We start from the raw sequence: 24,620 nt of genomic DNA on the forward strand, positions 1-24,620 counted from the left end.
GCTTTCTAGGCCTATTATTTAGTTTATCTTGAACCCATTGTACTTTTTCATTTGTTATTCCATCAAAAGAAGATCCTTTAATGAAATATTGTCTAATTAAACCATTCGTATTTTCATTAGCACCTCTTTCCCAAGAATGATACGGTCTGGCAAAATAGACATCCAAATTAAGTTGTTCAGCAATCTGCTGGTGTTTAGCAAACTCCTTCCCATTATCTGCCGTTATTGTATGTAGCAAATCTTTTATTGGATTTAGCGCCTCAACAGTTTCTTTTGCAAGCGGCTCAGCTTCTTTGCCTTCTAAGAGACGTATCCAAACCATACCTGTGAGTCTATCATTAATAGTCAGTAAAGCACCTTTATGATTTTTCCCCATCACCGTATCTATTTCTAGGTCTCCAAACCTTGACTTTTCATCAACTATTGTTGGACGTTTTTCAATACCAATACGGTTCTTTAATTGACCACGAGTATCCTTAGCACCTCCTCTTTTTCGGTACCTTTTTTTATTTCTCCAAAGGTGTGTATAAAGATCACCTCCAGCTTTCAGATCAGCCCAAATATGTTGATAAATACACTCATGTGAAACACAGGCTTGTCCTTGTGCTTTCAAGCGACCTACAACCTGTTCTGGACTATAATCTTCTCTTATCAAAACCTCTACTTGAGTTTTTAATACTGGAGTGAAATTTCGATATTTTGCCTTTTTAGAAAGACGATTTAAGTATTTAGTATGAGCTAATTCATATCTGTATTCTCCATTTCTTAGATCACAGTTTCTCTTTAATTCTCTACTTATTACTGATTTATCCTTTCCGATGGCTTTGGCTATCTCAATTTGTTGGTAGCCGCTTCCTTTCATTACCGAAATAGTATATCTTTGTTCTCTGGTTAATTGTCCCATATTACAACTTTAGTTTGGCGATTTTAGTGGTAAAAAAAAGACTTTTATTCCACATAGACAATGGGTGAGACTAATTCTCCTCATTGTCTTGAAAAAATATATCTCCTTTTTTCATCTAAAATCCCATCAGTTGCATTTGTGACTTGAATCTAAGATTTAATGAAATCTGATAAATTATACTCTTCCAATTCCCTGGTATCAATAAACGAATCAACCTTAAGATCAAACATAAACACCTTATAACCACAAACTTTCAATATACATTTAAAAGTCACTTGAGAATTCCATTTAATCAAATAAATTTAATTTTAGCCAAAAACGACTCGTATTACCTATTGACATCACTTCATAAAATACTTTCTGAAGAGCTTATTTAATCCACTTGCATTTTTCTGCTCAAATATTAAAGAAGCGTTATATTCTTTTCCAACAATTTTAAGGTAAATAGCACCCCAATCAGGCAAACCACCAAAATTACGGTCATCAATATAAATATCAGCATTTATTTTTCGACTAATGCTTTCATCAAAAACCTCTTCTGGATAATTTTTATTCACAGCATAAAACTCAAGACCATTGGTTCTACAATACTCAACGGCTTCTTTTAATTCTTTTCCAGAACGGTAAGTCCATAAAATCAAATCATGTCCTTGCTTTTGAATCAACTTTAAACTATCAAAGGCAAAAGGTATTTCTTTACCTAAATAAGGGTATCGATGCTCCACTATTGTACCATCAAAATCTACTGCTATCTTCATTTTTACGAGTTGAATATTTTAGCTTAAAGTTTTAATTTATCAATGTCTTAAATTATTAAAAGTATAGGATATTCAAGTTTAAAACGCATGTTTTTTTTGCTTTACGCTTATTTACTTTCCATACCACACAAGCACTACTATTTAGAACTGATTCTAAAAAATGAACTTATTAGTAACTCCCTTTGGTTACATTTTATTAGAAAAACAGTTTAAACACAAAGAACAACAATCTTAACTACCAGCTCAAAGACAACAACATACACATAACACACACTAAACAAACTTCATCATAATCAATTTATATTAGATACAATAATTATTAAGATACAATAAATAAATAGAAATTATACTGATAACTTAAGTAAATTAAGAGTTTGAACATCTGAACTTATATAGATATTTTATAAATTTGCTCACACAAAGTTATTTAGAATTAGAACAAAAAAACATAAATAGATCCTCTTAAGATTATGAACGTAGAAAACAAAACGACAACACCTAAAGGTGATATTGAAAAAGTAAAATGTCTAATTATTGGATCAGGTCCTGCTGGATATACAGCTGCTATATACGCAGCTCGCGCAAATCTTAGTCCAGTAATTATAGAAGGAATGCAACCTGGTGGTCAATTAACAACAACCACTGAAATTGATAATTTCCCTGGATACCCAGAAGGTATTACAGGCACTGAAATGATGGCTGATCTTAAAAAACAAGCTGAACGTTTTGGTACTGATTGCCGTTGGGGACTTGTTACTTCTGTAGATTTTTCTTCATATCCACACAAAGTGGTTGTTGATGGTAACAAAACCATCGAAGCTGAATCTGTTATTTTAGGAACTGGTGCAACTGCTAAATACTTAGGCCTTGAGACAGAAACGACATATGCAGGATCGGGCGTTTCCGCTTGTGCTACTTGCGATGGTTTCTTTTACCGTGGTAAAGATGTAGCTGTTGTTGGTGGTGGTGACACTGCTGCTGAAGAAGCAACATACCTAGCAGGTCTTTGTAATAAGGTATACTTAATTGTTCGTAAGCCATTTTTACGTGCATCAAAAGCTATGCAAGACCGTGTAAATCGTACTGAGAATATTGAAGTTCTTTACGAACACAACACAAAAGAAATTACAGGTGATGGCGTTGTTGAAGGTGTAACATTAATTAAGCGTCTTGGCCATGACGATGAACAAGAAGTTAAAATCAAAGTTGATGGTTTCTTCTTAGCTATTGGTCATACACCAAACTCAGGTTTCTTTAAGCAATTTATCACTACTGATGCTAATGGTTATGTTATTACAGAACCAGACTCAACTCGAACTAATGTTCCTGGAGTATTCGCTTGCGGAGACCTTAAAGATTCTGTTTATCGTCAAGCTGTTACTTCGGCAGGTTCTGGCTGTATGGCAGCAATCGATGCTGAAAAATTTCTTGCTGAACGCGAGTAATTTCACACAATATAAAACATTAAAATGCCACCATTTATTGGTGGCATTTTTGGTTTCTTACCTAATATTGGCAAATAAAAAAACGCTCCTTTTTATAAAGAGCGTTTCATATCTATTTAAAACATTTAGCTTACCATAATTTAAACCGATTACTTGCTTCGGGCTTTTTTGCGGCTACCTTAGGAACTTCAGAATCTAGAATTGAGTTAATATAACTCATACACTTACCACATCCTGTATTAGCTCCAGTATATCGACGAATTTCTTCGATAGTGGTAGCATATTTTTCATGAATAGCTTTATCTATAGTATCTCTGTCAACCATCTGACAATTACAAACAATATCTCTCATTATATCTTGTATTTTCTACATTTACACACATTAAAGGCTCTGCTCAATTACAATATCTTTCAACTGCTAAACCTCACTACTAAGAACAAAGATATAAAAAAGACTCATTATTTAAAATGAGTCTACATAGATATTATTGATATGCTGATTGAATCTTACAATTGATTCTCCATAAAGATCTTCATATTTCGATACATATCAATCACATCATCACTTTTAGAAAGTGTCTCAAAAATTGATTTTACATATCCTCCTTCACTTATCATCTTAAAGCTTTTCTTGTTATTCATATCAAAAATCCAAGACATTTGCGACAACTTCAAATCATTTAAATTTTGAACATCATCACGATTCGCGACTTTATCATTCATTACAGCTTTATATATTTTCTTAGAAATACCAGGCGTATCCTTAAGATCCATATCTAAACGACTATTAGGATAAACTTTCTTATGTGTATAGTAATCAGACACAATCCTTAATACATCAATTCTATCTGCATCACGAAGCAAATAAATTAAAGTAAGAAATTGATCATCTTCAACTTCAGGTAATTTATTTGTGTCATAGTTATTCACACAATCAACAACAAGTTGCCTTTCTCTCTCATTTAAAACACTTAGAACTTCATGTTCCTCAATCACTTTCAGTCCAATTTGAATATGATTCGATTCCTCATCATCAACATAAGTTCCAGACTTTACGAGTTGCTCTAAACGACCAATATCATGTAAAACGGCACTAATCTTTAGTAAAAATAAGTCTGATTCATCAAGATCTATAGTTGTTGCCAACTCCATCACATTTTCTTCTACACGAAAGGCGTGTTCTTTAATTAAGTTGATATTCATTAATATCTCTGAATCTTCACTCGAAAATTCCGAAATATAAGCATCATACCAAGTTCTAATCTTATTATAGGATTCTTGTATCACTTTATATCTAATTTGATAATTCTTGCAAAACTACATTATTTCATCAAATTGTAAAAGGTTTTTAAACACGAGAATTTTTTTTTAGGCCTTATATAATTTCATCAAAGGATATTCACATATCAATCAAGTCATTAAAGGAAGTCAATATTTTAAATAAAAATTAAAAACAATTTTAAAAACCAATTTCAGTAATGGAAAAGCTCAAGCAAATCTTAATTTTAGATTATATTTTTATGAGCTAAACCGTTAAAAAGTATTATTTTCGCATCAAGATTATAAGTCTTTATTCGGAAAGAATAAAATTGATTTCAAAAAGATGTCTACAGAAAAAGAGTGTGATTTTTTGATTATTGGTAGTGGATTAGCTGGACTTTATGCAGCTAATTACGCATCCAAGTTTGGTCGCGTAGTTATTGTAACTAAAGCGAAAATTAATGTTAGTAATTCCTATTATGCCCAGGGCGGTATTGCTGCAGTTACAAATCCTGACGACTCTCCTGATTTTCATCAAGAAGATACCTTTATAGCTGGAGGTGGATTATGTGATTTTTCTCCCGTTAACACGCTCGTAAACGAAGGTCCTGAAAGAATCAAAGATCTTATAGAGATGGGGATGCAATTTGACACATTTGAAGGTCATTTATCTCGCGGTCTCGAAGGTGGTCATCACAAAAGAAGAATATTACATGCAGGTGGCGATTCTACGGGGAAAGAATTAATTAAATTTCTTATTCAAAAGACGCTAGATAACAAAAAAATTGAAGTCATTGAAAATCAACTTGTTTATAAATTACTTTGTAAAAATGGACAATGTTTTGGTGCGCTTACATACAATAATATTGATAATACAAACCTTAAAGTAACAGCTAAAAATACATTTTTAGCTATGGGTGGTGCTTCAGCTATATATCGCAGAACAACCAACCCAGAAACAACTGTTGGTGATGGTATTGCTTTAGCATTTGCCGAAGGTGTTGAAGTTGAAGATATGGAATTTATTCAATTTCATCCAACAGCTTTCTACTCTAAAACTGGTGAAACCTTTTTAATAAGTGAAGCCGTTCGTGGAGAAGGTGCGTACTTGTATAATAAAAAAGGAGAACGTTTCATGCTAAATAAACATGAATTAGCAGAACTTGCTCCTCGTGATATTGTTGCCCGCTCAATATTTGAGCAAATGCAAGACAATAATGACGACTATGTCTACTTGACACTTGATCATCTCGACTCCAACATTATAAAACAACGCTTTCCAACACTTCTTAAAAGATGTGCTGATTTAGGAGTAGATATGTGCAAACGAGTACCCATCGCTCCTGCTGCTCACTATATGGTTGGTGGTGTTCGAACTAGTTTAGATGCTGAAACAAATGTTTCTAATTTATACTGTTTTGGAGAACTTGCTTCATCAGGTGTTATGGGAGCAAATAGACTTGCATCCAATTCACTTTTAGAATGTTTGGTCTTTGGTAAGCGTGCAATTATTCATGCAAATAAGCAATCGACCAATTCAACTAAACCTGAATTTAACTCAATAAAACTACATTCTAATCCAGAATTAGAAGAAAAGTTCTTAAGTCAAGTGAATCAAATTGCAGATTTAATGAATAACCAACTTGGTATTGTTCGTTGCCAAAAAGAAATTTGTGATCTAATAAATACCTTAGAATCTATAAAAAAAGATTTCCCTTTAGAGGATAATGAATATTACAGTACTAGACTGCTAAACTTATTACAAGTTTGCAATATTATGGCCAAAGCTGCTCTTCAAAGAGAAGAAAGTCGTGGAGGTCATATTCGAAGTGATTTTGATCACGTCAGCAAATCCTTTTTAGCTCATTCAATACAAACCAAAGACAAAGACTTGCGCTTTGTTCCCGTAGAAAACAACCAATAAATATGGAAGAAACCGGACTAAACAAACAAGAAGTCGATTTCATTATAGATCACGCCTTTCGCGAAGATATTGGAACAGGTGATATTACAAGCAATAGTATAATTCCCGAAAATGCAACAGCAAAAGCTACTATGACAGCAAAAGCTGATGGCGTAATTGCAGGTTTACCAATTGCTAAAAGAGTTTTTGAAAAATTAGACACCAATCTTATATGGCAACCTAATGTGAAAGATGGTGACCAAGTAAAGAAAGGTGATTTAATTGTTGAAATTGAAGCTAGCTTTAGAGCCCTTCTTACAGGAGAACGATTAGCTTTAAATTTTCTTCAACGCTTATCGGGTATAGCAAGCGAAACGGCTAAATACGTAAAAGAAGTTGAAGGCACAAAAGTGAAAATTCTAGATACACGTAAAACTGTTCCTGGACTACGTATCTTCGATAAATATGCAGTTAAAATGGGTGGCGGAACTAATCACCGCATTGGTTTATTCGATTTAGCTATGATTAAGGACAATCATATTAAAATTGCTGGTGGTATTGAAAAAGCCGTAAATCAGGTAAGAAAAGCAATCGCTGCTGATATTAAAATTGAAGTTGAGACTACTAATCTTGACGAGGTTGCTCAAGCTATAAATGCAGGTGCTGACATTATTATGCTTGACAATATGAGCAATGAGCTAATGACAGAAGCTGTAAAACGTATAAATAATAGATGTCTTGTTGAAGCCTCAGGAAATATGAACATTTCACGTTTAAAAAGTGTTGCTGCAACAGGTATTGATGTAATTTCAGTAGGTGCTTTAACTCATTCGGTTATTGCATTAGATATAAGTCAGAATATTTGCCAATTATAAATAGCATTGTAAACTTTTAATTACATCAAATATTAAGATGGAAAAACAAGACATAATCGAACAGATTAAAAGCTTGAAAACGCAGAAAAATGCTGTTATTCTTGCACATTATTATACTGACCCAGATATTCAAGACCTCGCAGATTACATAGGAGATTCTTTAGGTTTAGCACGTCAGGCCGCTGAGACTACAGCTGATATAATTGTATTTTGTGGTGTTCATTTTATGGCTGAAACGGCTGCAATAACCTCTCCAGAAAAAAAGGTTTTAATACCAGCTCAAGCTTGCGGTTGCTCTTTAGCTGAAAGCATTACTGCTGCTGATATTAGAAAATGGAAAGATGCTAACCCAGATGGTTTAGTTGTATCCTATGTAAATACAACTGCTGAAGTTAAAGCAGAGACAGACTATTGTTGTACCTCGTCAAACGCAATAAAAGTCATAGAACATTTAGGTAAGGATCAAAAAATATTCTTTACGCCAGATAAGAATCTAGGTGCTTATTTGAATAAGGAAACCGGTTCTAATATGGAACTTTGGGATGGAGATTGCTGTGTTCATGAATTCATATCTTCAAAATTGGTATTAGATATGCATCAACAATATCCTGAGGCAGATATTCTAATTCATCCAGAAAGTAGTTGTTCTAGTGATGATGCAATATTAAATCATCCAAGCACTTTTTTTTATGCAACTTCTGGCATAATTAAACATGCCAAAGAGTCGAATAAAAAACAGTTTATAATTGCAACAGAAAAAGGCACATTACATCAACTTCAAAAAGAGAATCCTGATAAAGAATTTATTCTTGTTGATCCTAAAGTTATTTGTAGCTCGATGAAAAAAGTTACACTGAAAGGTTTATATGAAGCCTTACTTTACGAACAATATCGAGTTGTAATAGATCCTGAAATATCGAAAAAAGCACGACTCTCTATTAGTCGAATGTTAGAAATTGGATAAATATTTTAAGCCTTGTCAGTATATGACAAGGCTTTTTTTATGTGCATACAACACCTTTAAAACAGAGATAAACTAAGCTATTTCTGTCATAATAAAACAATTAATTCCTTCCATCACAAGTCGATTTATAAGCATTCTAACTATTTTACACTCTATTTTATATAGAAAACGTTATCTTTGCTCTTCGAAAAAATCATGATAACCTCTTATTATTCATGATTATACCTATTAACCCTATTACAAGCCACATATATGTCTAAATTAACCACATTCATATTTCTCATTTTTTTCACCTGTACAACTAACCTTAGTTTTTCAATAGAAAATAAAACTCAGGATTCTATATCTAATTACCTAAAAACCCAATTCTACAAATACCAAGAAACAGATATTGATTCATGTAATTACTTTGCACAAAAACTCATAAATCACTATTATGAAAATTTGAACGATAGTCTTGCAATTACGACACAACAAAACTTAGGCTTTGCATACCAATTACATTTTAAATTAGACTCATCATTAAAGCAATACGAAGATGCTTTACAACTTGCTAGTGCAGCAAATAACCACTACTTAATAGTCCGATCACATTTATTCATTGGGAATAATTACAATAATCGTTCTCAATTATTCAAAGCTGAAAAGCAATATAAAATTGCTTTAAACCTATCTAAGAATAATAACCTTAAAAGATATGAAGCTATTTCTTATATCGAGTTAGGACATATTTATTCTGACTTAGGAAACTACTCAAAGGCATTAGATGTGTATTTAAAAGCTAATAAACTTGTAGAAACTTTTAACATAAATGATCTGAAATTTAGTGCACTGATAAACATAGCTAACACATATAGCAATAAAAAACAATGGGATCTCTCTATATTAAAATTAAATAATCTTCTGAAATCTACTAAAATCAATCAATCCCAAACTGCAATAATATATACTAATCTAGGCACAGCCTATGAAGAAAAAAAGGAATATCAAAAAGCGCTTGACTATCACCTTAAGGCTTTCAAAATTGATGAAAAAGCACAAATTCAAGGCAGTACAAATTTAGGTCAAGATTATCATAATCTAGGATCAGTTTACTATTACTTAAAAAACTACACCTTAGCAATAGAATATTTAGAGAAGTCTTTGGATTTTGCTAAAAAAACAAAATCAAGAATAGATTATATCTATAATTATGAGATTTTAGCCAAGGTTTATACAAAATTGAAACAATTCGATAAAGCAAATACCTATCTTTCCGATGCAATGTCTCTTGCTAAAGAGGTTAAGATGAAAGATAAAGAACTCAATCTAACCAAATTTAAAACGGAATATTATTTTGCGACAGGAAATTTGGGCCTTGCAGAAAAAACTTTCTTCGAATATGACTCTCTGCGAAACCTATATATAAAGAATGAAAAATCAGAGACTTTTATCCAAATGCAGACGCTTTACGAGACTGATAAAAAAGAAAAAGAAAACGAACTGCTAAAAGCACAGAATAAATTAACCCAAAACAATCTTAAAGAAGAGATACGAAGAAAAAATCAATTCATTATTAGCTTTGGAATTTCTATCGTTATACTCATAGTTATCATATTCCTTTTACGAAAAATGTCAAAAGCTCACAAGGTTATTAAGAACTTTAACAATAAATTGGAAGAATCAAATGAAAAACTAAAACTTATTAATAATACAAAAGACAAATTCTCCTCAATTATTGCTCACGATTTACGATCGCCTTTAGGTGCAATTCTCAGTTTTTCAAATTTAATTGACGATGAGTGCAATTCTTCAAAGGAGATTGAGACAGTAGCAGAATACAATACATACTTAAATCAGTCTGCAAGAAATTTAAATTCTCTTCTCGATAATCTCCTACAATGGTCTAAATCTCAACTAGGTAATATTAAGCATTATGCCACAAATTTTAACTTATCAATGGTTATCGAAGATAATATTGAGATTCAAAAATTAAAAGCAAAAGAAAAATCTATAGATATTAGGTCGCAAGTTGAAGAAAATACGCACGTGTATGCAGATATAAACATGGTTAATACAATAATTCGCAACCTCTTAAATAATGCGATAAAATTTTCTTATCCAAAATCAGAAATTACACTTTTTGCAAAAACTGACGGGAATATGCTTCACTTATCGGTCCAAGATAAAGGCATAGGCCTAAGCCAAGACAAGCAAGAGAAGCTGTTTAAAATTGGCAATAACTTATCAACTCCTGGTACTAATAACGAAATAGGAACAGGTTTGGGATTAATTCTTTGCAAAGAATTTGCTGAAACCAATGGCGGCAAAATATGGATAACAAGTGAAGAAAGTAAGGGGTCTACTTTCACATTTACAATTCCATTAAAAAAGGCTTAATTCAACGGATTTTACATAATAATCTCTATAATTAACAGATTTAATTGGCTTTTTGATAATACAAATAATATGACTTCTGGAATGCCATTAATATTTTATCCCTAGCTATATCTTAAACTTTAGTTTTACTTCCAACTTGTTTTAATCAATAGCGAGTTAAAATCAAATAAAGATACATGTAAAACAATAATCTATTTATCTTCTTCATAACAAACAGCTTAATTCCTTTCATTATCAGTCTATTTAGAATTATTCCTATCAATCATATAATATATTTTACATATAAATCATTACCTTTGTTCGGCGTAAAAAATTATGCTAACCTCTTATTATGCATGATTATACCTATTAACCCTATTACAAGCCCCATATATGCCTAAGTTAACCACAATCTTATTCCTCATTTTTTTAACCTGTTCAACCAACTTCGTTTTTTCAACAGAAAATAAAAACCAAGATTCCATATCTGATCATTTACAATATCAATTTAAAAAATACAGAGAGACAAATATTGACTTAAGTATTGTATATGCTAATAGACTCATAAAACACACACAAGAGATTTCAAACGACAGTCTGTTAATAAGAACCCAACAAGATATGGGAAATCTCTACAGAACAAAAAAACAATTAGATTCTGCACTATATTACTACAATACTTCCCTTAAAATTGCAAAAAAAATAGATAATTCTTATTTCATTAGTAGAGCTCATATATTATGTGGAATTTGCTTTTCAAGACAATCAGAATTTGAAAAAGCCATACATTCTTATCGAATAGCTACAAAAATAACTCAACAACCTGATAAATACACTCATAAATTATTCCTATTCAATAAAGTATTTGCTTTCAACCAACTTGGCACAATTTATATGGAACGTGGCGATTTAAAAAAAGCACTTCAAGCTTTCTTAAATGCCAATACTATCATTGAAGAAAACAATATTGAAGACCAAAGAATAAACAGTCTTATTAATATTGCAAATTTATACAGTACTGATAAACAATGGGGAAAGGCACTTACGAAACAAAATGAGATACTAAAATTAGCAAAAAAAGATAACGACATTTACTCACAAGCAATAGCTAATAATAATATTGGAACAATTTACGAAGATCTAAAAGAATACAATAAAGCACTTACCTATTACCTTAAATCTTTAGAACTACGTAAATCTGGAAATATAACACAGGGGCTTTCATCTAATTATCACAACCTAGGCTCTATAAACTATAGACTAGGCAAATATAAACAAGCAATTGATTTCTTAAATAAATCTATAACCATCTCAAAAGAAGATAACTCTAAAATTGACTATGTTTATAATTATGAATGCCTGGCGAATATATATATAAAGACAAAAGAATATACTAAAGCTGGACTTTTCCTTTCAAAAGCTAAAGCCTTAGCCGAAGATCAAAACTTAAGTAATAAGAAGCTTGATTTAGCAAAACTACAAACGGCATATTATTTTGCAACAGGAAATTTGGGGCTTGCTGAAAAAGCTTTCTTCGAATATGACTCTCTAAAAGACTTATCTATTAAAAATGAAAAATCAGAGACATTTATCCAAATGCAGACGCTTTACGAGACTGATAAAAAAGAAAAAGAAAACGATCTGCTAAAAGCACAAAATGAATTATCCCAGAATAATCTTAAAGAAGAGATTCAAAGGAAAAATCAATTCATTATCAGCTTTGGCATTTCTATTGTTATACTCATAATTATCATTTTCCTTTTGCGAAGAATGTTTGGAGCTAACAAAATAATTAAAGATTTTAACATTAAACTGGAGAAATCAAATGAAAAACTAAAACTTATTAATAACACCAAAGACAAATTTTCCTCGATTATTGCACATGATTTACGATCACCTTTGGGCGCAATTCTCAGTTTTTCAAATTTAATTGATGATGAATGTAATTCATCAAAAGAGATTGAAACAGTAGCAGAATACAACACCTATTTAAATCAGTCTGCAAGAAATTTAAATTCTCTTCTCGAGAATCTCTTACAATGGTCTAAATCTCAACTAGGTAATATTAAACATTACGCCACCGATTTTAATTTATCATTGGTTATCGAGGAGAATATCGAAATTCAAAAATTAAAAGCAAAAGAAAAATCGATAGAGATCAAATCGCAAATTGAAGAAAACACACATGTGTATGCAGATATTAATATGGTTAATACAATAATTCGAAATCTCTTAAGTAATGCCATAAAATTTTCTTATCCAAAAACAGAAATAATCATATTAACAAAAGTAGAGGATAAAATGCTCCACTTGTCAGTTCAAGATAGAGGAATAGGAATAAACCAAGACAAGCAAGAAAAACTATTTAAAATTGGCAGTAATTTATCAACTCTTGGTACTAATAACGAAACAGGAACAGGTTTGGGATTAATTCTTTGTAAAGAATTTGCTGAAACCAATGGAGGCAAAATATGGATAACAAGTGAAGAAAGTAAGGGGTCTACTTTCACATTTACAATTCCATTAAAAGAAGCATAATTCTTTAAATCATAGAAGGTCGAGTATACGAAAGACATCACCATATAATATAGATCTACTGCAGTAATGTAAGAAATTATATAAGCATTTGCAGCTTGTACGGAGTCTCACCCTAACTACAAATACTTATATACTCATCATTAACTTTTTATCTTTCAATCTAAAAACAAGAGTCATTTAATAACAAAATTGGGATTTCATTTTCCGATATCACTTAAATGTTATCGTATTTTAGTAAAATAGGATTTTAACTAATGCCATTAAACTAATTCTAGTCAAAATAGAAAATACCTATATGTTGGTATTTTTCTCTAAACAGCAATGAATCCGCTCGTATACACTGCTAATCTCCTCCATATTTTATACTTTCGTCATCACAACTAATAAATAAAACATGGACTTTACTCTATATATTAAACAATTCATCGTCGATTTCATTCAGATATTAAATGAAATGTCGCCTTACTTATTATTAGGTTTCTTATTTGCAGGAATTCTAAAGGTTGCTATTCCACAAAAGTTCATAGATAAGTATATGGGACAAAAGAATAGTAGATCGGTACTTAATGCTGCACTTCTTGGAATCCCAATGCCTTTATGCTCTTGTGGTGTTATTCCAACCGGCATATCGTTCTATAAAAGTGGTGCGAGTAAAGGTTCAACTGTTTCCTTTCTTATATCAACCCCTCAAACTGGAGTTGACTCTATTCTAGTAACCTATTCGCTACTCGGGCTTCCATTTGCCATTATACGTCCAATTATTGCATTAGTAACTGGTTATGTTGGTGGTATGTTAGCGAATAGCTTCGATAAAAAAGAAGAGAAAATTGAAGAGAAAATTTTATCAGAGGTTAAAAACTGTGATACCAATTCGAAAGAAGGTTGTGGATGTGGCGATTCTTGCGGTACTCAAGTAGACGAAAAACATTCGAAACTATACACCATGTTTAAATATGCCTTTGTAGACTTTCTACAGGACATCTCGAAATGGTTAGTTATTGGTTTACTGTTAGCCGCTGTTATCTCAGTTGCCCTTCCCGATGATTTCTTTGCAAGTTATATAGGTAACGATTTTGTTGGTATGTTAATCATTCTAGTCGCATCGGTTCCTCTTTATATCTGTGCAACCTCATCGGTTCCTGTTGCAGCAATCCTTCTTATGAAAGGTGTTTCCCCAGGTGCAGCTTTAGTTTTTCTGATGGCCGGGCCTGCGACGAATGCAGCAACCATTACGGTTCTAAACAAAGTATTGGGAAAGAAAACAAGCTTTGCCTATCTGATATCAATTATTATGGGAGCCCTTGTTTTTGGCTTACTAATCGACCATACTTTACCTAGAGAATGGTTTACACTTAAAGGTTTACATGCCACAATGGGAGCTCACGATGGGCATTTTTCATTACCTCTTTGGTTACAATGGGGAAGCAGTATTTCATTGACTCTATTAATCATTAATGGCTACATTCAAAAGACAATACTTAAACGTAAAATAACCGACGATACAACTCTTGTAGATAAAACAGACAAACATTTAATTTCGGTATTAGGTATGAGTTGTAATCATTGTAAAAACTCTGTAGAAAAGCATATTGGCGCTCTTAAAAACATTAATTCAGCAAAAGTTAACTTGGAACAAAAACAACTTCGTATATCAGGAAATAAAATCGAACTCGAGATCATACAAAAAGAACTCGAAAGTTTAGGTTTTGAATATGGAGGAGAAATTGATAGCTAATAAAAGCAAACATATAAATACTAGAAAAGACAGCTAAACAGCTGTCTTTTTTTAATTTTAACCAACACATGGGAAAGTAAATATTACTTCTTCCATCCTCCTCCAAATGCTTTATATAGTTCAACAACTGAGTTCAATTGCTTGAATTTTGAGTCTATCATATTAAGTTCTGAAGAAAGTGCATTACTTCTCGCTGTTAATACTTCCAAATAGGTTGTATTAGCGTAGCCATTGTTAAGTAACTCTTCTAAATAACTAACCGCATCGTTTAAGACTTGTAGTTCTAGAAATTAAAAATAGAGCGTAACACCTAGTGACAAGTTCCAAATTTCACTATACTTAACGTAATCTGTTCGAATAGCCTCAAGCAAATAATTATCCATTGTAGCTAATTCTGAATAAAAATCAATGCCTTTAATTAGCTTAAAGGGTAAAGGATGATATACCATTACACCTACAAAGGGAGCAAAATGGACCTTATTTTGAAAATAATAATCATCTGGAAAATAATCTGGCAACTTATTAAAAACATTATGAGTAGAGCCAATATTAATACTTAATCCAACGATAGGACTGAAAACAAAATCTTTATAATGAAATTTCGTTAATAAAAATGTATTCTTGAAAGCGATACTTTTTAAAAGTCTTTCATGTTCAGGATGTTTATCCATTCCATACATGATTGACAACTGATACCAATCGTCTACCAAGTAATAAGTTGCACCAATAGAGATAATACCTATATTACCAGCATATTGTATCTTTGCTGCTCTTGGTTTATACCACTTCCTTAAACTATCTTGCGCTAAGTTATTTTTTTCTACAGCCAGTAATGTGCTAGAAAAAAGAATAAAGCTTATAATCGTATATATAAATTTTCGGACCATTTCCATTTTTTTATTCTAATACTCAAGTTTAGTTATCAGATTGAATATTAAAAATCTATTCTTTCAATATCATAATTAGCTTCATCTATTGAGATAACTGCGTAATTTCTATCTGGCGTATCACCCACAATTAAATAATCAATTTGGCCATACTTTTTACCGTAATAATACGTATGCGTATGTCCATGTATTGATAGTTTAATATCCTTATCTTCCATTATATTATTAAAAGCTAATTCATTACCATAATTCATTTGATCTCCCCATGGTGGTATATGAGAAACAGGTATAACATGATTATAATCACCATCATTTATTAAATTCTCTTCAAACCAGTCAAAATCAGGATCGTTATTACCATTTTCCCAAATAATATTATCGAACATCACAAATTTGCATCCTCTAAAAGTGAAAACATAACTAGTTGGTCCAAAGGATTTTTGATAAATACTTTCTCCACTAGAGAGATAATCATGATTTCCTATAACAGTTAGAAATGGAACTTTTAACTTACTTATAATCTCGTTAAACCAGGTAAATTCTTTACTCAAAGCACTTAATGTTAAATCACCACCATGAATAACAAAATCAATATCATCCCTAGAATTAATATCTTCTATTTGATCTTCAAAATCGTCATAAGAATTATGACTATCTGAAATAAAGGCAATTTTGAATGATGTTTTTCCATCTTCTAATTCCTTTAATTTAGCTAGGTTCTTTGCTGTTAAATCTTGATACTTCTTTTCAACAACAACGTCGTAAGGACTATATTCAAAGGAAACATTACAAGCCGACAATAGCCCAGTCAAAGTTACGGCACTTAGAATACCAGTCTGTTTTAGAAAATCTCTTCTACGCATTATTATTTTAAATTTAGCCAGAGTCTTTTTTGAATTAAAGGATTAAACAGGAATAAATACTCGAAGGAGTATTCATTCCTGTTTAATATTCTTGAGAGGGCATAACTTTTTATAATCCTATTTTTGGGGAATTTTTAGCTTTAAATTTATCTAATTCATTAACCAGATATGATATGCATTAAAGTTTTGACACACAAAACCCTCACATAATCACCTCACCCTCAGACACATTTAACAATCCATGTCTTATATTATTTGCTCTAACAAACTTCTGATAGATACATAAACTTCACTACAGAATAAAACATCTTTTATTCAAGCTTAGAAACTGATTACTGCTTAAGAATAATAAATATTCAATAACATCCTATAATATACGGAACCAAAGAAGCCATATTAACCTTTAACAATAAAACAGTCTTTCATATCTAAGCTCAATTTGAAGAAGTAGATCTTACTTCTTCCATCCTCCACCTAATGCTTTATATAGTTCAACAACAGAGTTCAATTGCTTGAATTTTGAGTCAATCATATTAAGTTCTGAAGAAAGTGCATTACTTCTAGCTGTTAACACCTCTAAGTAAGTTGTATTAGCATAGCCATTGTTAAGTAACTCTTCTGAATAACTAACCGCATCAGTTAATGCTTGTAGTTCCAATTTTCTTATTTCGTAGCGTTCTTCTTCTGCCTTATATGTGTAAAGTGCATCCGAAACTTCTTTGCTAGCTGTTAATAAGCTTTTCTTAAAATTATGCTTTGCTTCAGCTTGCTTAGCTTTTGCAACTTCATATTGAGTTCGAATGTTTCTTTTATTGAACAAAGGTTGAGTCAAATTTCCAATCACATTATTAAAAATTGAACTTGTACTAAACCAATCGTCAAATTTGATACTTTCTAAACCAACAGTAGCATTCACACTAAGGCTAGGATAAAAACTACTTTTAGCAACATTGGTTAATTCAAATGCATTTCTAAGTCCTAATTCAGCTGCCATCACATCGGGACGATTGCTAAATAATTGAACTGGGAACCCCATTTTCAATTCAATATTAATTTGTTGATCATCTAACTTTCCTCTATCAACAGTACTTACAGATCTACCTAGTAAAAGTGACATTGTATTTTCAAGCAATGACACATTTTGCTCCAAATCTAATAGTAGGATTTGAGTACTATAAAGCTGAGCTTCTGTTTGCTTAACGGCTGCTTCTGTAACCTGTCCAGCATCTTTTAAGCTCTTCATCGTCTCAAGACTTTCCTTACGGTTGGTTACCGTTCTTTGTGCAACCTCAACTTGCGAATCCAGAGCTAATAACTGATAATAAGCAGAAGCCATATTAGCTACTAAAGCACTTTCAACTGCTCTTCGTGAAGCTTCTGACTGTAAGTAAGCTGCTTGCGATGCTCTTCTATTACTTCTAATCTTACCCCAAATATCAGCTTCCCATGAAACACTCCCATTAAGCTGGTAGTTTTCATAACCTGGTCCATTACCGCCTGCAGCGGTACCCGTATAACTATTGTCTGATAATTCGTAATGACCTCCATTTGCACTTAAATTCACACTAGGAAGATATCCCATCTTTCCTTGCTTAAAATAAGCTTCTGCGGCATTTACGCGTTCCACAGCCATTAATAAGTCAAGATTGGAATCTAGCGCTTCATGCACTAGATTCTTTAAATGACTATCGGTAAACAATTCTTCCCATGGCATACTAGCCAAAGTAGTAGAATCTGATGTCGCAACATTTCTGTATTGATCTTGAATTTCAACTTCAGGTTTCTGATATTCCTTAGCAACAAAACAGGATTGAAGGCTGAATGCTGTTACTACCAGACTGATGATTATATATCTTTTTTTCATTATTTCGATCTATTTATTCTGCTGATTCCAATTCGTTTTCTACCGGTTTTGGTGTGCCTGTAATTTTTTCCTGTATCGATTGGAAAATCACAAAGAATACGGGAATTAAAAACACGCCAAACAGAGTTCCAATTAACATACCACCTACTGCACCCGTACCAATGGAACGGTTACCTACAGCACCGGCACCATTTGCTAACATCAATGGAACCAATCCAAGAATAAAGGCAAATGAAGTCATTAAAATAGGACGTAAACGAGCTTTTGCTCCTTCAATAGCAGCTTGTATCAATGCCATTCCCTGACGACGACGCTGCAGACCAAACTCTACAATCAGAATTGCATTTTTCGACAGCAAACCAATTAACATGATAAGCGCAACTTGGAAGTAAATATTATTCTCTAAACCAATCATCTTCACAAAGAAAATGGCTCCAAATATCCCTATTGGAAGCGATAAAATAATAGCAAAAGGCAAAATATAAGATTCGTACTGTGCAGCCAACAAGAAATAAACGAAAATCAAACTCAAGGCAAATATTAAAATAGCCTGATTACCTGATTTCTGTTCTTCACGTGTCATTCCAGAGAATTCATATCCGTAATTTGATGGTAGTGTCTGAGCAGCTACCTCTTCAATAGCCTTAATAGCATCACCCGTACTGTAACCAGGATTCACATTACCATTAACAGTGGCCGAATTGAATAGGTTAAAACGACTAACAACATCAGGACCATTAACCTTTTTCATGCTAACAAACTGACTTGCTGAAACCAATTCACCCTGTGCATTTCGAACGAATACATTATTCATTGACTCTACAGTCTCACGATCTTCTGGTGCTGCCTGAATCATAACACGATATTGTTTACCAAATCGGTTAAAATCGGCTGCATACCAACTACCATAATAGCCTTGAAGTGTCGCAAATAAACCGTCTACCGATATACCTGCTTCTTTAACTTTCTCCACATTAACTTCCATCTCATATTGAGGAAATCCAGTATTAAAAGAAGTCATGGCAAATTTAATTTCAGGACGCTGATTTAAAGCACCAAGAAACTGTCCACTCTTAGCCATTAAATCATCAAATTCACCATTCGATCTATCCTGCAATTGAAGTTCAAAACCATTGGAATTACCAAACCCACGAACGGTAGGCGGTGTAAAAAACATAATTCGAGCTTCATTAATACCTGCTGTCATGCCAAACAATTGACCAACAATAGCACTTACCTTCTGATTATCTTCCTTACGTTCTTTCCAAGGCTTTAATTTAATTACAGCAAAAGCTTTCGATCCTCCTCGAGTTCTACTTAACATACTAAAGCCAACGACAAACATCTTTTCTTGAACCACATCAATTTGATTGATGATAGCTTCTACTTGATCTGCAACTTCACCCGTTCTTTCCAAAGTACTACCTGGTGGCAAAGTAATATCACAGAATATCATACCCTGATCTTCATCAGGAATAAATCCAGTAGCTGTCGTCTTAAACATCCATCCCGCAAGGATAATAAATACAATTAAAATTGCAACTGAGAGCCATTTTCTATGAATAAGAAAACGAACTGAATTGGTGTATCTTTCTGTAATAACTTCAAATCCTGTATTAAACGAAGTGTAAAAACGATTTACTAATCCTTTTTTATGTTCTTCGCTAGGCTTATGCGGTTTCAATAATAAGGCACACAATGCAGGACTCAAGGTTAAAGCATTAATTGCTGATATAACAATTGCTACAGCAAGTGTTATGGCAAACTGCTGATAAAAAGCACCAGTTGGACCTTTCAGAAATGAAACTGGAATAAATACAGCCGACATAATTAGCGTAATCGAAATGATTGCACCAGTAATTTCGCTCATGGCAGATATCGTCGCTTTCTTAGCACTTTTTGCTCCATTATCTAATTTAGCATGAACGGCCTCGACGACGACAATGGCATCATCAACCACAATTCCAATGGCTAGTACCAATGCGAACAGAGTCAACATATTGATAGAAAAACCAAATAAATTCAGAAAGAAAAAAGTACCAACTATGGATACAGGTACTGCTATTGCAGGAATTAATGTTGATCTAAAATCTTGTAAAAACAAGAAAACAACTAGGAATACCAATAAGAATGCTTCAAATAAAGTAGACAGGACTTTACTAATTGATGCATCAAGAAATTCATTCGTATTAAACGGAATCACATAACCAATTCCCTTGGGAAAATCTTGTTTTGATTCCTCAAGTGTACGTTCTATTTCTTTTATAATTTCCTGTGCATTGGAACCTGACGTTTGATAAACAGCAATTGCAGCTGAAGGATGACCGTTAGTGATATTACGGGTTCCGTAATTAAAGGCTCCTAATTCGATTCGTGCAACATCTTTCAATCTTAAAAAATCAGAATTTCCTTCCGATCTTAATATAATATTTTCATATTCACCCTCTGTTGAAAGTTTCCCCTTATAGCGAATAACATATTCAAAAGATTGTGATGAATTTTCACCAAATTTACCTGGAGAAGCCTCAAGATTTTGCTCATTTAATGCAGCTACAACATCCTGAGGAGTAATACCGTAAGCTGCCATTTTATCTGGTTTAAGCCAGATTCTCATCGAGTAATCGTGCGATCCAAAAACAGTTGCATCTCCAACTCCTTTAATCCTTTTAACCTTAGGAATCAGGTTAATTCGAGCATAATTCTCTACAAAAGTAGCGTCAAGATCATCATTATCAGTATAAAGAGAAAAGAACATCAAAACACTATTCTGAACTTTTTTTGTAGTTACACCAGATTGAATAACCTGCTGTGGTAACTTACTGTTTACGGTTGCAACTCTGTTTTGAACATTTACAGCTGCAATATCAGAATTAGTTCCCAGTTCGAAATAAACACTTATAGTTGCAGAACCATCATTACTAGCAGTTGAAGTCATATAAGTCATATTCTCGACACCATTCACGGCTTCTTCGATAGGTACAACAACACTTTTTAGTAAAGTTTCTGCATTAGCTCCAGGATAAGATGCTGAAATTTGCACGGTTGGTGGTGCAATCTCAGGAAACTGCTCTCGAGGTAAAGAAGAGAGTCCTAGAACTCCTAAAATTAGGATGAGTATGGATATTACGGTCGATAATACCGGCCGTTCAATAAATATTTTAAACATGATTATATTTTTGGAATGTTATTGTATTAGCGACTTATTTATTGGATACAGCAGATTTACTTTGTAAGCCTGCAGTTAATTCTGGAACTTGAGGAACAATTTGCATGCCTTCACGTAATTTAATCAAGCCATCAACCACAAAAGTCTCACCTTCGTTTAAGCCATTACTAACAATGAAATCTTGATTTAAAGATTCACTAACAATAATCTCTTTTGCTTCAACTTTATTTTCAGAATTAACTAGATAAACAAATTTCTTTCCTTGCAATTCATAAGTTGCTTTTTGAGGAACAAGTATTATTTCATTCTGATTAGAAGGAAATTTAATTTTTCCACTAGTACCACTTCTCAATAGATTAGATGGATTCTTGAAAATAGCACGATAACTAATACTACCCGTTCTTGGGTTAACCATTCCATTAATTGTTTCAATTCGTCCTTTTTGATCGTAAGTTGAACCATCAGCAAGAATTAACTCCACATCAGGTAACTCTTTAATCTTATCAGCCACACTACTTCCATTCAATCCTCTATTAAATTGAAGCAATTGTTTTTCATTTAAAGTAAAGTAAGCATATACATTCTTGATATTGGACACTGTTGTAAGCGGTTTAGCTTCCGAACGACCAACAAGACTACCAACTCTGTAAGGAATACTTCCAACAATACCATCCACAGGGCTCTTTATAATAGTGTAATCTAAATTTTCTTTAGCATTCATATAGCTAGCTTTTGCAGCAATCAATTGAGCATTAGCAGAATTTAAATTACTTTCTGCAGTTTTTAACTGAACTGCACTTATAATATTCTTTTCAACCAAAGGCTTTACTTTATCGACTTCAACTTGAGCTGAAACAACTTGCGCTTTTGCCACTTCAATATTAGCATTAGCAACATTAACCTGCTGATTCAAGGTTTCTGCACTTAGTTTAAATAAAAGTTGTCCTTTTTTAACCTCACTACCTTCGTCGATGTATATTTTTTCGACAAAACCATCAACCTTTGCACGAATTTCAATATTTTGTTCTCCTTCAATATTAGCAGCATACTCATTATATACGCTAACATTATTTTTCACTGCCGATTGAACAGGGAAAGCCATAGGCCCTTTTGCCATTTGCTGATGTGAAGTATCCTTACAAGCACTTAAGCCCAATAAAACAAATGCGATACTTGCCAAGATGTAATTCCTTTTCATATGATAATTATTTGTATTTTAACGCTTTAAAAATCTATATTTATTCCTCCTAATCGGATAAATAAGCATAGATTTCATTTTTAATTAATAGTAATATTATATTTAAGTTCTTTTTGTTCTGAACGAATAGAACCTCAACTGTATATACACAGTCATTTTTGCGTACTATTCAATATTAATACATTGTTTTAAAGTTGTGAGATTTGTTAACTATTCAGAAAAATTAGAATCGAATTTCTGAAATACAGAGCACTTAGTTCGAATATCATTTCGTAATTGCTCAATAATTGCGATTGTATTTTTAAGGTAATCTATATAAGGTGTTTCGTGTGAAAGTTCAAATTTTTCATCCGTATGACTTAAAATTTCATTGGCCTCCATTTTAAAATTTACGACTTCAACTGCCAATTGATGTTCTGTTTTGTACATTTTAAGATTCTCTTCAATTCTAGATAAGAATCCAACAGGATTCAAGGTAAAATATTTTTTACGATCTCCAGGTTTAGTGAAAAAGTCGACAGCATCTGATTCTTGTAAACTCTTTAAATTTGTGGATATCGTGCTTTTACTTGCACCAAGAAAATTAACTAACTCTTCGAATGTCGATCCATTTTCTTTATTTATTAAAAGCGTAGCAAATATTCGTGCAGAAATAGGAGCAAATTTCTCCTGCTTCTCCATAAAAAGACCATATCTTTCTACTAATAGTTTTTTCTGCTCTTCTAATTCTTGTAAATTCTTCATAATTTTTAAAACTTAACGACACAAATGTACGATTAGTTCGGACACATCCGAACTAAAAAATGTTAAATTTTTACTAAAAAATTAAAAGATTGTAAATCAGGGTATTAAAACATATTTTTATAGGTTTCCAGATACAATTTTTCAACCTCATCCCTAGCCCATTGTGTTTTTCGTAGGAAATTCAGACTCGATTTCATCGTAGGATTTGATTGAAAACAACGAATCTGTATTCTGTGGCCTAATTCTTTCCAACCATAAACAGCATGCAAGTACTCCAACATATCAACAAGCTTAACACCATGTAAAGGATTCTTTGGTTGGTCTTCTCTAATCTTATTATTATCTTCCATTGAACTAAATTATATATCAAATCTGTTGATTCTGAACCTCGCCACAAATGTAATCAAAGAAAATACATATATCACCTGAAGTAAAAATTGAGACAATGCATAAAATTTATTAATCGCTCATTCCCAATATCAGAAACAAGAATAAATTTGGTCATCGAAACTAATTAGCTTTCATTTTTTCTGATAATCAAATCTAAAATTTCATAATAAACTTAAGCTTGCTTATTTTGCTGACGACGAGCCATTACAACTAAAATATATCCAATAATTACTGGACCATAAGCTGCAAATACATATTTACCCATAACTAACATCTTAAAATAAACGGCAAAAGTTAAGATACCACCAACCAACATTAAGGCATAACCAATCAATCGTAAATCTTTGGGCTTCATTTTCCCGGAAGTCTGAGCATACACCAAGGCTTTCGCATCAACCGCTTTTATGATTTCCTTAACTTCATTATCACCGATACCTTTACCCTTTAGCTCTTTTCTTATTTCTGAGAAATCCATGCCTGATTTCTTCTTTTTAAAATAGTAATCAACCAACTCATTTGTTTGACTCATGGCATTCTATATTTTAATTAATCCAAATACTAATATTCTCTTTTAGAAAGATCTAAAATTAATCTTTTAATTGGAATTTTAGAAACCTTAGAAGATTGCATTCTATTTCTCAACATAAAACCGATAATACAAATTTACATAGATGAATCATAAGCCCATTATGCAAATCTCCATAACATATTTCAATTAAGAAAAATAGCTTACATTTGCATCTCCATCCAATAGCAATATTAATATAA

The 24,620-nt window shown here is 32.5% G+C and carries 20 protein-coding genes; 7 read left to right on the forward strand and 13 right to left on the reverse strand.

Annotation, left to right across the window (positions count from 1 at the left end):
• Window positions 1-904 (reverse strand): IS30 family transposase (locus EMN46_RS15760; RefSeq protein ID WP_154201782.1); only part of this gene is annotated, 904 nt, incomplete at its 3' end.
• Window positions 905-1,245: 341 nt separating this feature from the next.
• Window positions 1,246-1,662, reverse strand: a complete 417-nt coding sequence (locus EMN46_RS15765) for a BT0820 family HAD-type phosphatase (RefSeq protein WP_154201783.1) — start codon at window positions 1,660-1,662, stop codon at window positions 1,246-1,248.
• Window positions 1,663-2,132: 470 nt separating this feature from the next.
• On the opposite strand from EMN46_RS15765, the gene trxB reads away from it, so the two are divergent.
• The gene (gene trxB, locus EMN46_RS15770; RefSeq protein WP_154201784.1) at window positions 2,133-3,107 is read left to right on the forward strand and encodes a thioredoxin-disulfide reductase; all 975 of its coding nucleotides are present in this window, start codon (window positions 2,133-2,135) and stop codon (window positions 3,105-3,107) included.
• Between the two features lie 130 nt (window positions 3,108-3,237).
• On the opposite strand, the gene EMN46_RS15775 is transcribed toward trxB, so the two are convergent.
• Window positions 3,238-3,459, reverse strand: a complete 222-nt coding sequence (locus EMN46_RS15775) for a (2Fe-2S)-binding protein (RefSeq protein ID WP_154201785.1) — start codon at window positions 3,457-3,459, stop codon at window positions 3,238-3,240.
• Between the two features lie 155 nt (window positions 3,460-3,614).
• Window positions 3,615-4,394, reverse strand: a complete 780-nt coding sequence (locus EMN46_RS15780) for an HD domain-containing protein (protein ID WP_154201786.1) — start codon at window positions 4,392-4,394, stop codon at window positions 3,615-3,617.
• Between the two features lie 316 nt (window positions 4,395-4,710).
• Between EMN46_RS15780 and nadB the strand changes: the two genes are divergently transcribed.
• From nadB to EMN46_RS15810, 6 genes are all read left to right on the forward strand, one after another.
• On the forward strand, window positions 4,711-6,291 hold the full coding sequence (gene nadB / locus EMN46_RS15785) for an L-aspartate oxidase (RefSeq protein ID WP_154201787.1): 1,581 nt from the start codon (window positions 4,711-4,713) through the stop codon (window positions 6,289-6,291).
• 2 nt (window positions 6,292-6,293) lie between these two features.
• Entirely contained in the window at window positions 6,294-7,145 is an 852-nt protein-coding gene (nadC, locus tag EMN46_RS15790; protein ID WP_154201788.1) for a carboxylating nicotinate-nucleotide diphosphorylase, read from the forward strand.
• Between the two features lie 37 nt (window positions 7,146-7,182).
• Window positions 7,183-8,109, forward strand: coding sequence for a quinolinate synthase NadA (gene nadA, locus EMN46_RS15795; protein ID WP_154201789.1), 927 nt, complete (start codon window positions 7,183-7,185; stop codon window positions 8,107-8,109).
• A gap of 252 nt (window positions 8,110-8,361) precedes the next feature.
• Window positions 8,362-10,488 carry a tetratricopeptide repeat-containing sensor histidine kinase gene (locus EMN46_RS15800; RefSeq protein WP_154201790.1) on the forward strand — a complete coding sequence of 709 codons (2,127 nt, stop codon included), beginning with the start codon at window positions 8,362-8,364 and terminating at the stop codon, window positions 10,486-10,488.
• A 372-nt stretch (window positions 10,489-10,860) separates the two neighbouring features.
• Window positions 10,861-13,005: a tetratricopeptide repeat protein gene (locus EMN46_RS15805; RefSeq protein ID WP_154201791.1), complete on the forward strand. Its 2,145-nt coding sequence runs from the start codon at window positions 10,861-10,863 to the stop codon at window positions 13,003-13,005.
• A 394-nt stretch (window positions 13,006-13,399) separates the two neighbouring features.
• Entirely contained in the window at window positions 13,400-14,740 is a 1,341-nt protein-coding gene (locus EMN46_RS15810) for an SO_0444 family Cu/Zn efflux transporter (protein ID WP_154201792.1), read from the forward strand.
• An 83-nt stretch (window positions 14,741-14,823) separates the two neighbouring features.
• Here EMN46_RS15810 and EMN46_RS20270 read toward each other — a convergent pair whose 3' ends face one another.
• The 9 genes from EMN46_RS20270 to EMN46_RS15855 all read right to left on the reverse strand — a co-directional run bounded on the left by EMN46_RS20270 (window position 14,824) and on the right by EMN46_RS15855 (window position 24,381).
• A complete protein-coding gene (locus EMN46_RS20270) occupies window positions 14,824-14,949 on the reverse strand; it encodes a hypothetical protein (RefSeq protein WP_255447794.1) in 126 nt (41 codons plus the stop codon).
• A gap of 81 nt (window positions 14,950-15,030) precedes the next feature.
• Window positions 15,031-15,627, reverse strand: coding sequence for a hypothetical protein (locus EMN46_RS15820; RefSeq protein WP_154201793.1), 597 nt, complete (start codon window positions 15,625-15,627; stop codon window positions 15,031-15,033).
• A 47-nt stretch (window positions 15,628-15,674) separates the two neighbouring features.
• Window positions 15,675-16,490 (reverse strand): metallophosphoesterase, encoded by an 816-nt coding sequence (locus EMN46_RS15825; protein WP_154201794.1) that lies wholly within the window; start codon window positions 16,488-16,490, stop codon window positions 15,675-15,677.
• Window positions 16,491-16,944: 454 nt separating this feature from the next.
• Window positions 16,945-18,354: a TolC family protein gene (locus EMN46_RS15830; protein WP_154201795.1), complete on the reverse strand. Its 1,410-nt coding sequence runs from the start codon at window positions 18,352-18,354 to the stop codon at window positions 16,945-16,947.
• A gap of 13 nt (window positions 18,355-18,367) precedes the next feature.
• Complete coding sequence (locus EMN46_RS15835) at window positions 18,368-21,520, reverse strand: efflux RND transporter permease subunit (RefSeq protein ID WP_154201796.1); 3,153 nt, start codon at window positions 21,518-21,520, stop codon at window positions 18,368-18,370.
• Between the two features lie 34 nt (window positions 21,521-21,554).
• Window positions 21,555-22,718, reverse strand: coding sequence for an efflux RND transporter periplasmic adaptor subunit (locus EMN46_RS15840; protein ID WP_154201797.1), 1,164 nt, complete (start codon window positions 22,716-22,718; stop codon window positions 21,555-21,557).
• 210 nt (window positions 22,719-22,928) lie between these two features.
• Window positions 22,929-23,462 (reverse strand): GbsR/MarR family transcriptional regulator, encoded by a 534-nt coding sequence (locus tag EMN46_RS15845; protein ID WP_154201798.1) that lies wholly within the window; start codon window positions 23,460-23,462, stop codon window positions 22,929-22,931.
• Window positions 23,463-23,566: 104 nt separating this feature from the next.
• Window positions 23,567-23,812 (reverse strand): VF530 family DNA-binding protein, encoded by a 246-nt coding sequence (locus tag EMN46_RS15850; protein ID WP_154201799.1) that lies wholly within the window; start codon window positions 23,810-23,812, stop codon window positions 23,567-23,569.
• A 212-nt stretch (window positions 23,813-24,024) separates the two neighbouring features.
• Window positions 24,025-24,381, reverse strand: a complete 357-nt coding sequence (locus EMN46_RS15855; RefSeq protein WP_154201800.1) for a hypothetical protein — start codon at window positions 24,379-24,381, stop codon at window positions 24,025-24,027.
• Between the last annotated feature and the right edge of the window lie 239 nt (window positions 24,382-24,620).

This window comes from Ancylomarina sp. 16SWW S1-10-2, from assembly GCF_009669305.1.
GTDB lineage: Bacteria > Bacteroidota > Bacteroidia > Bacteroidales > Marinifilaceae > Ancylomarina.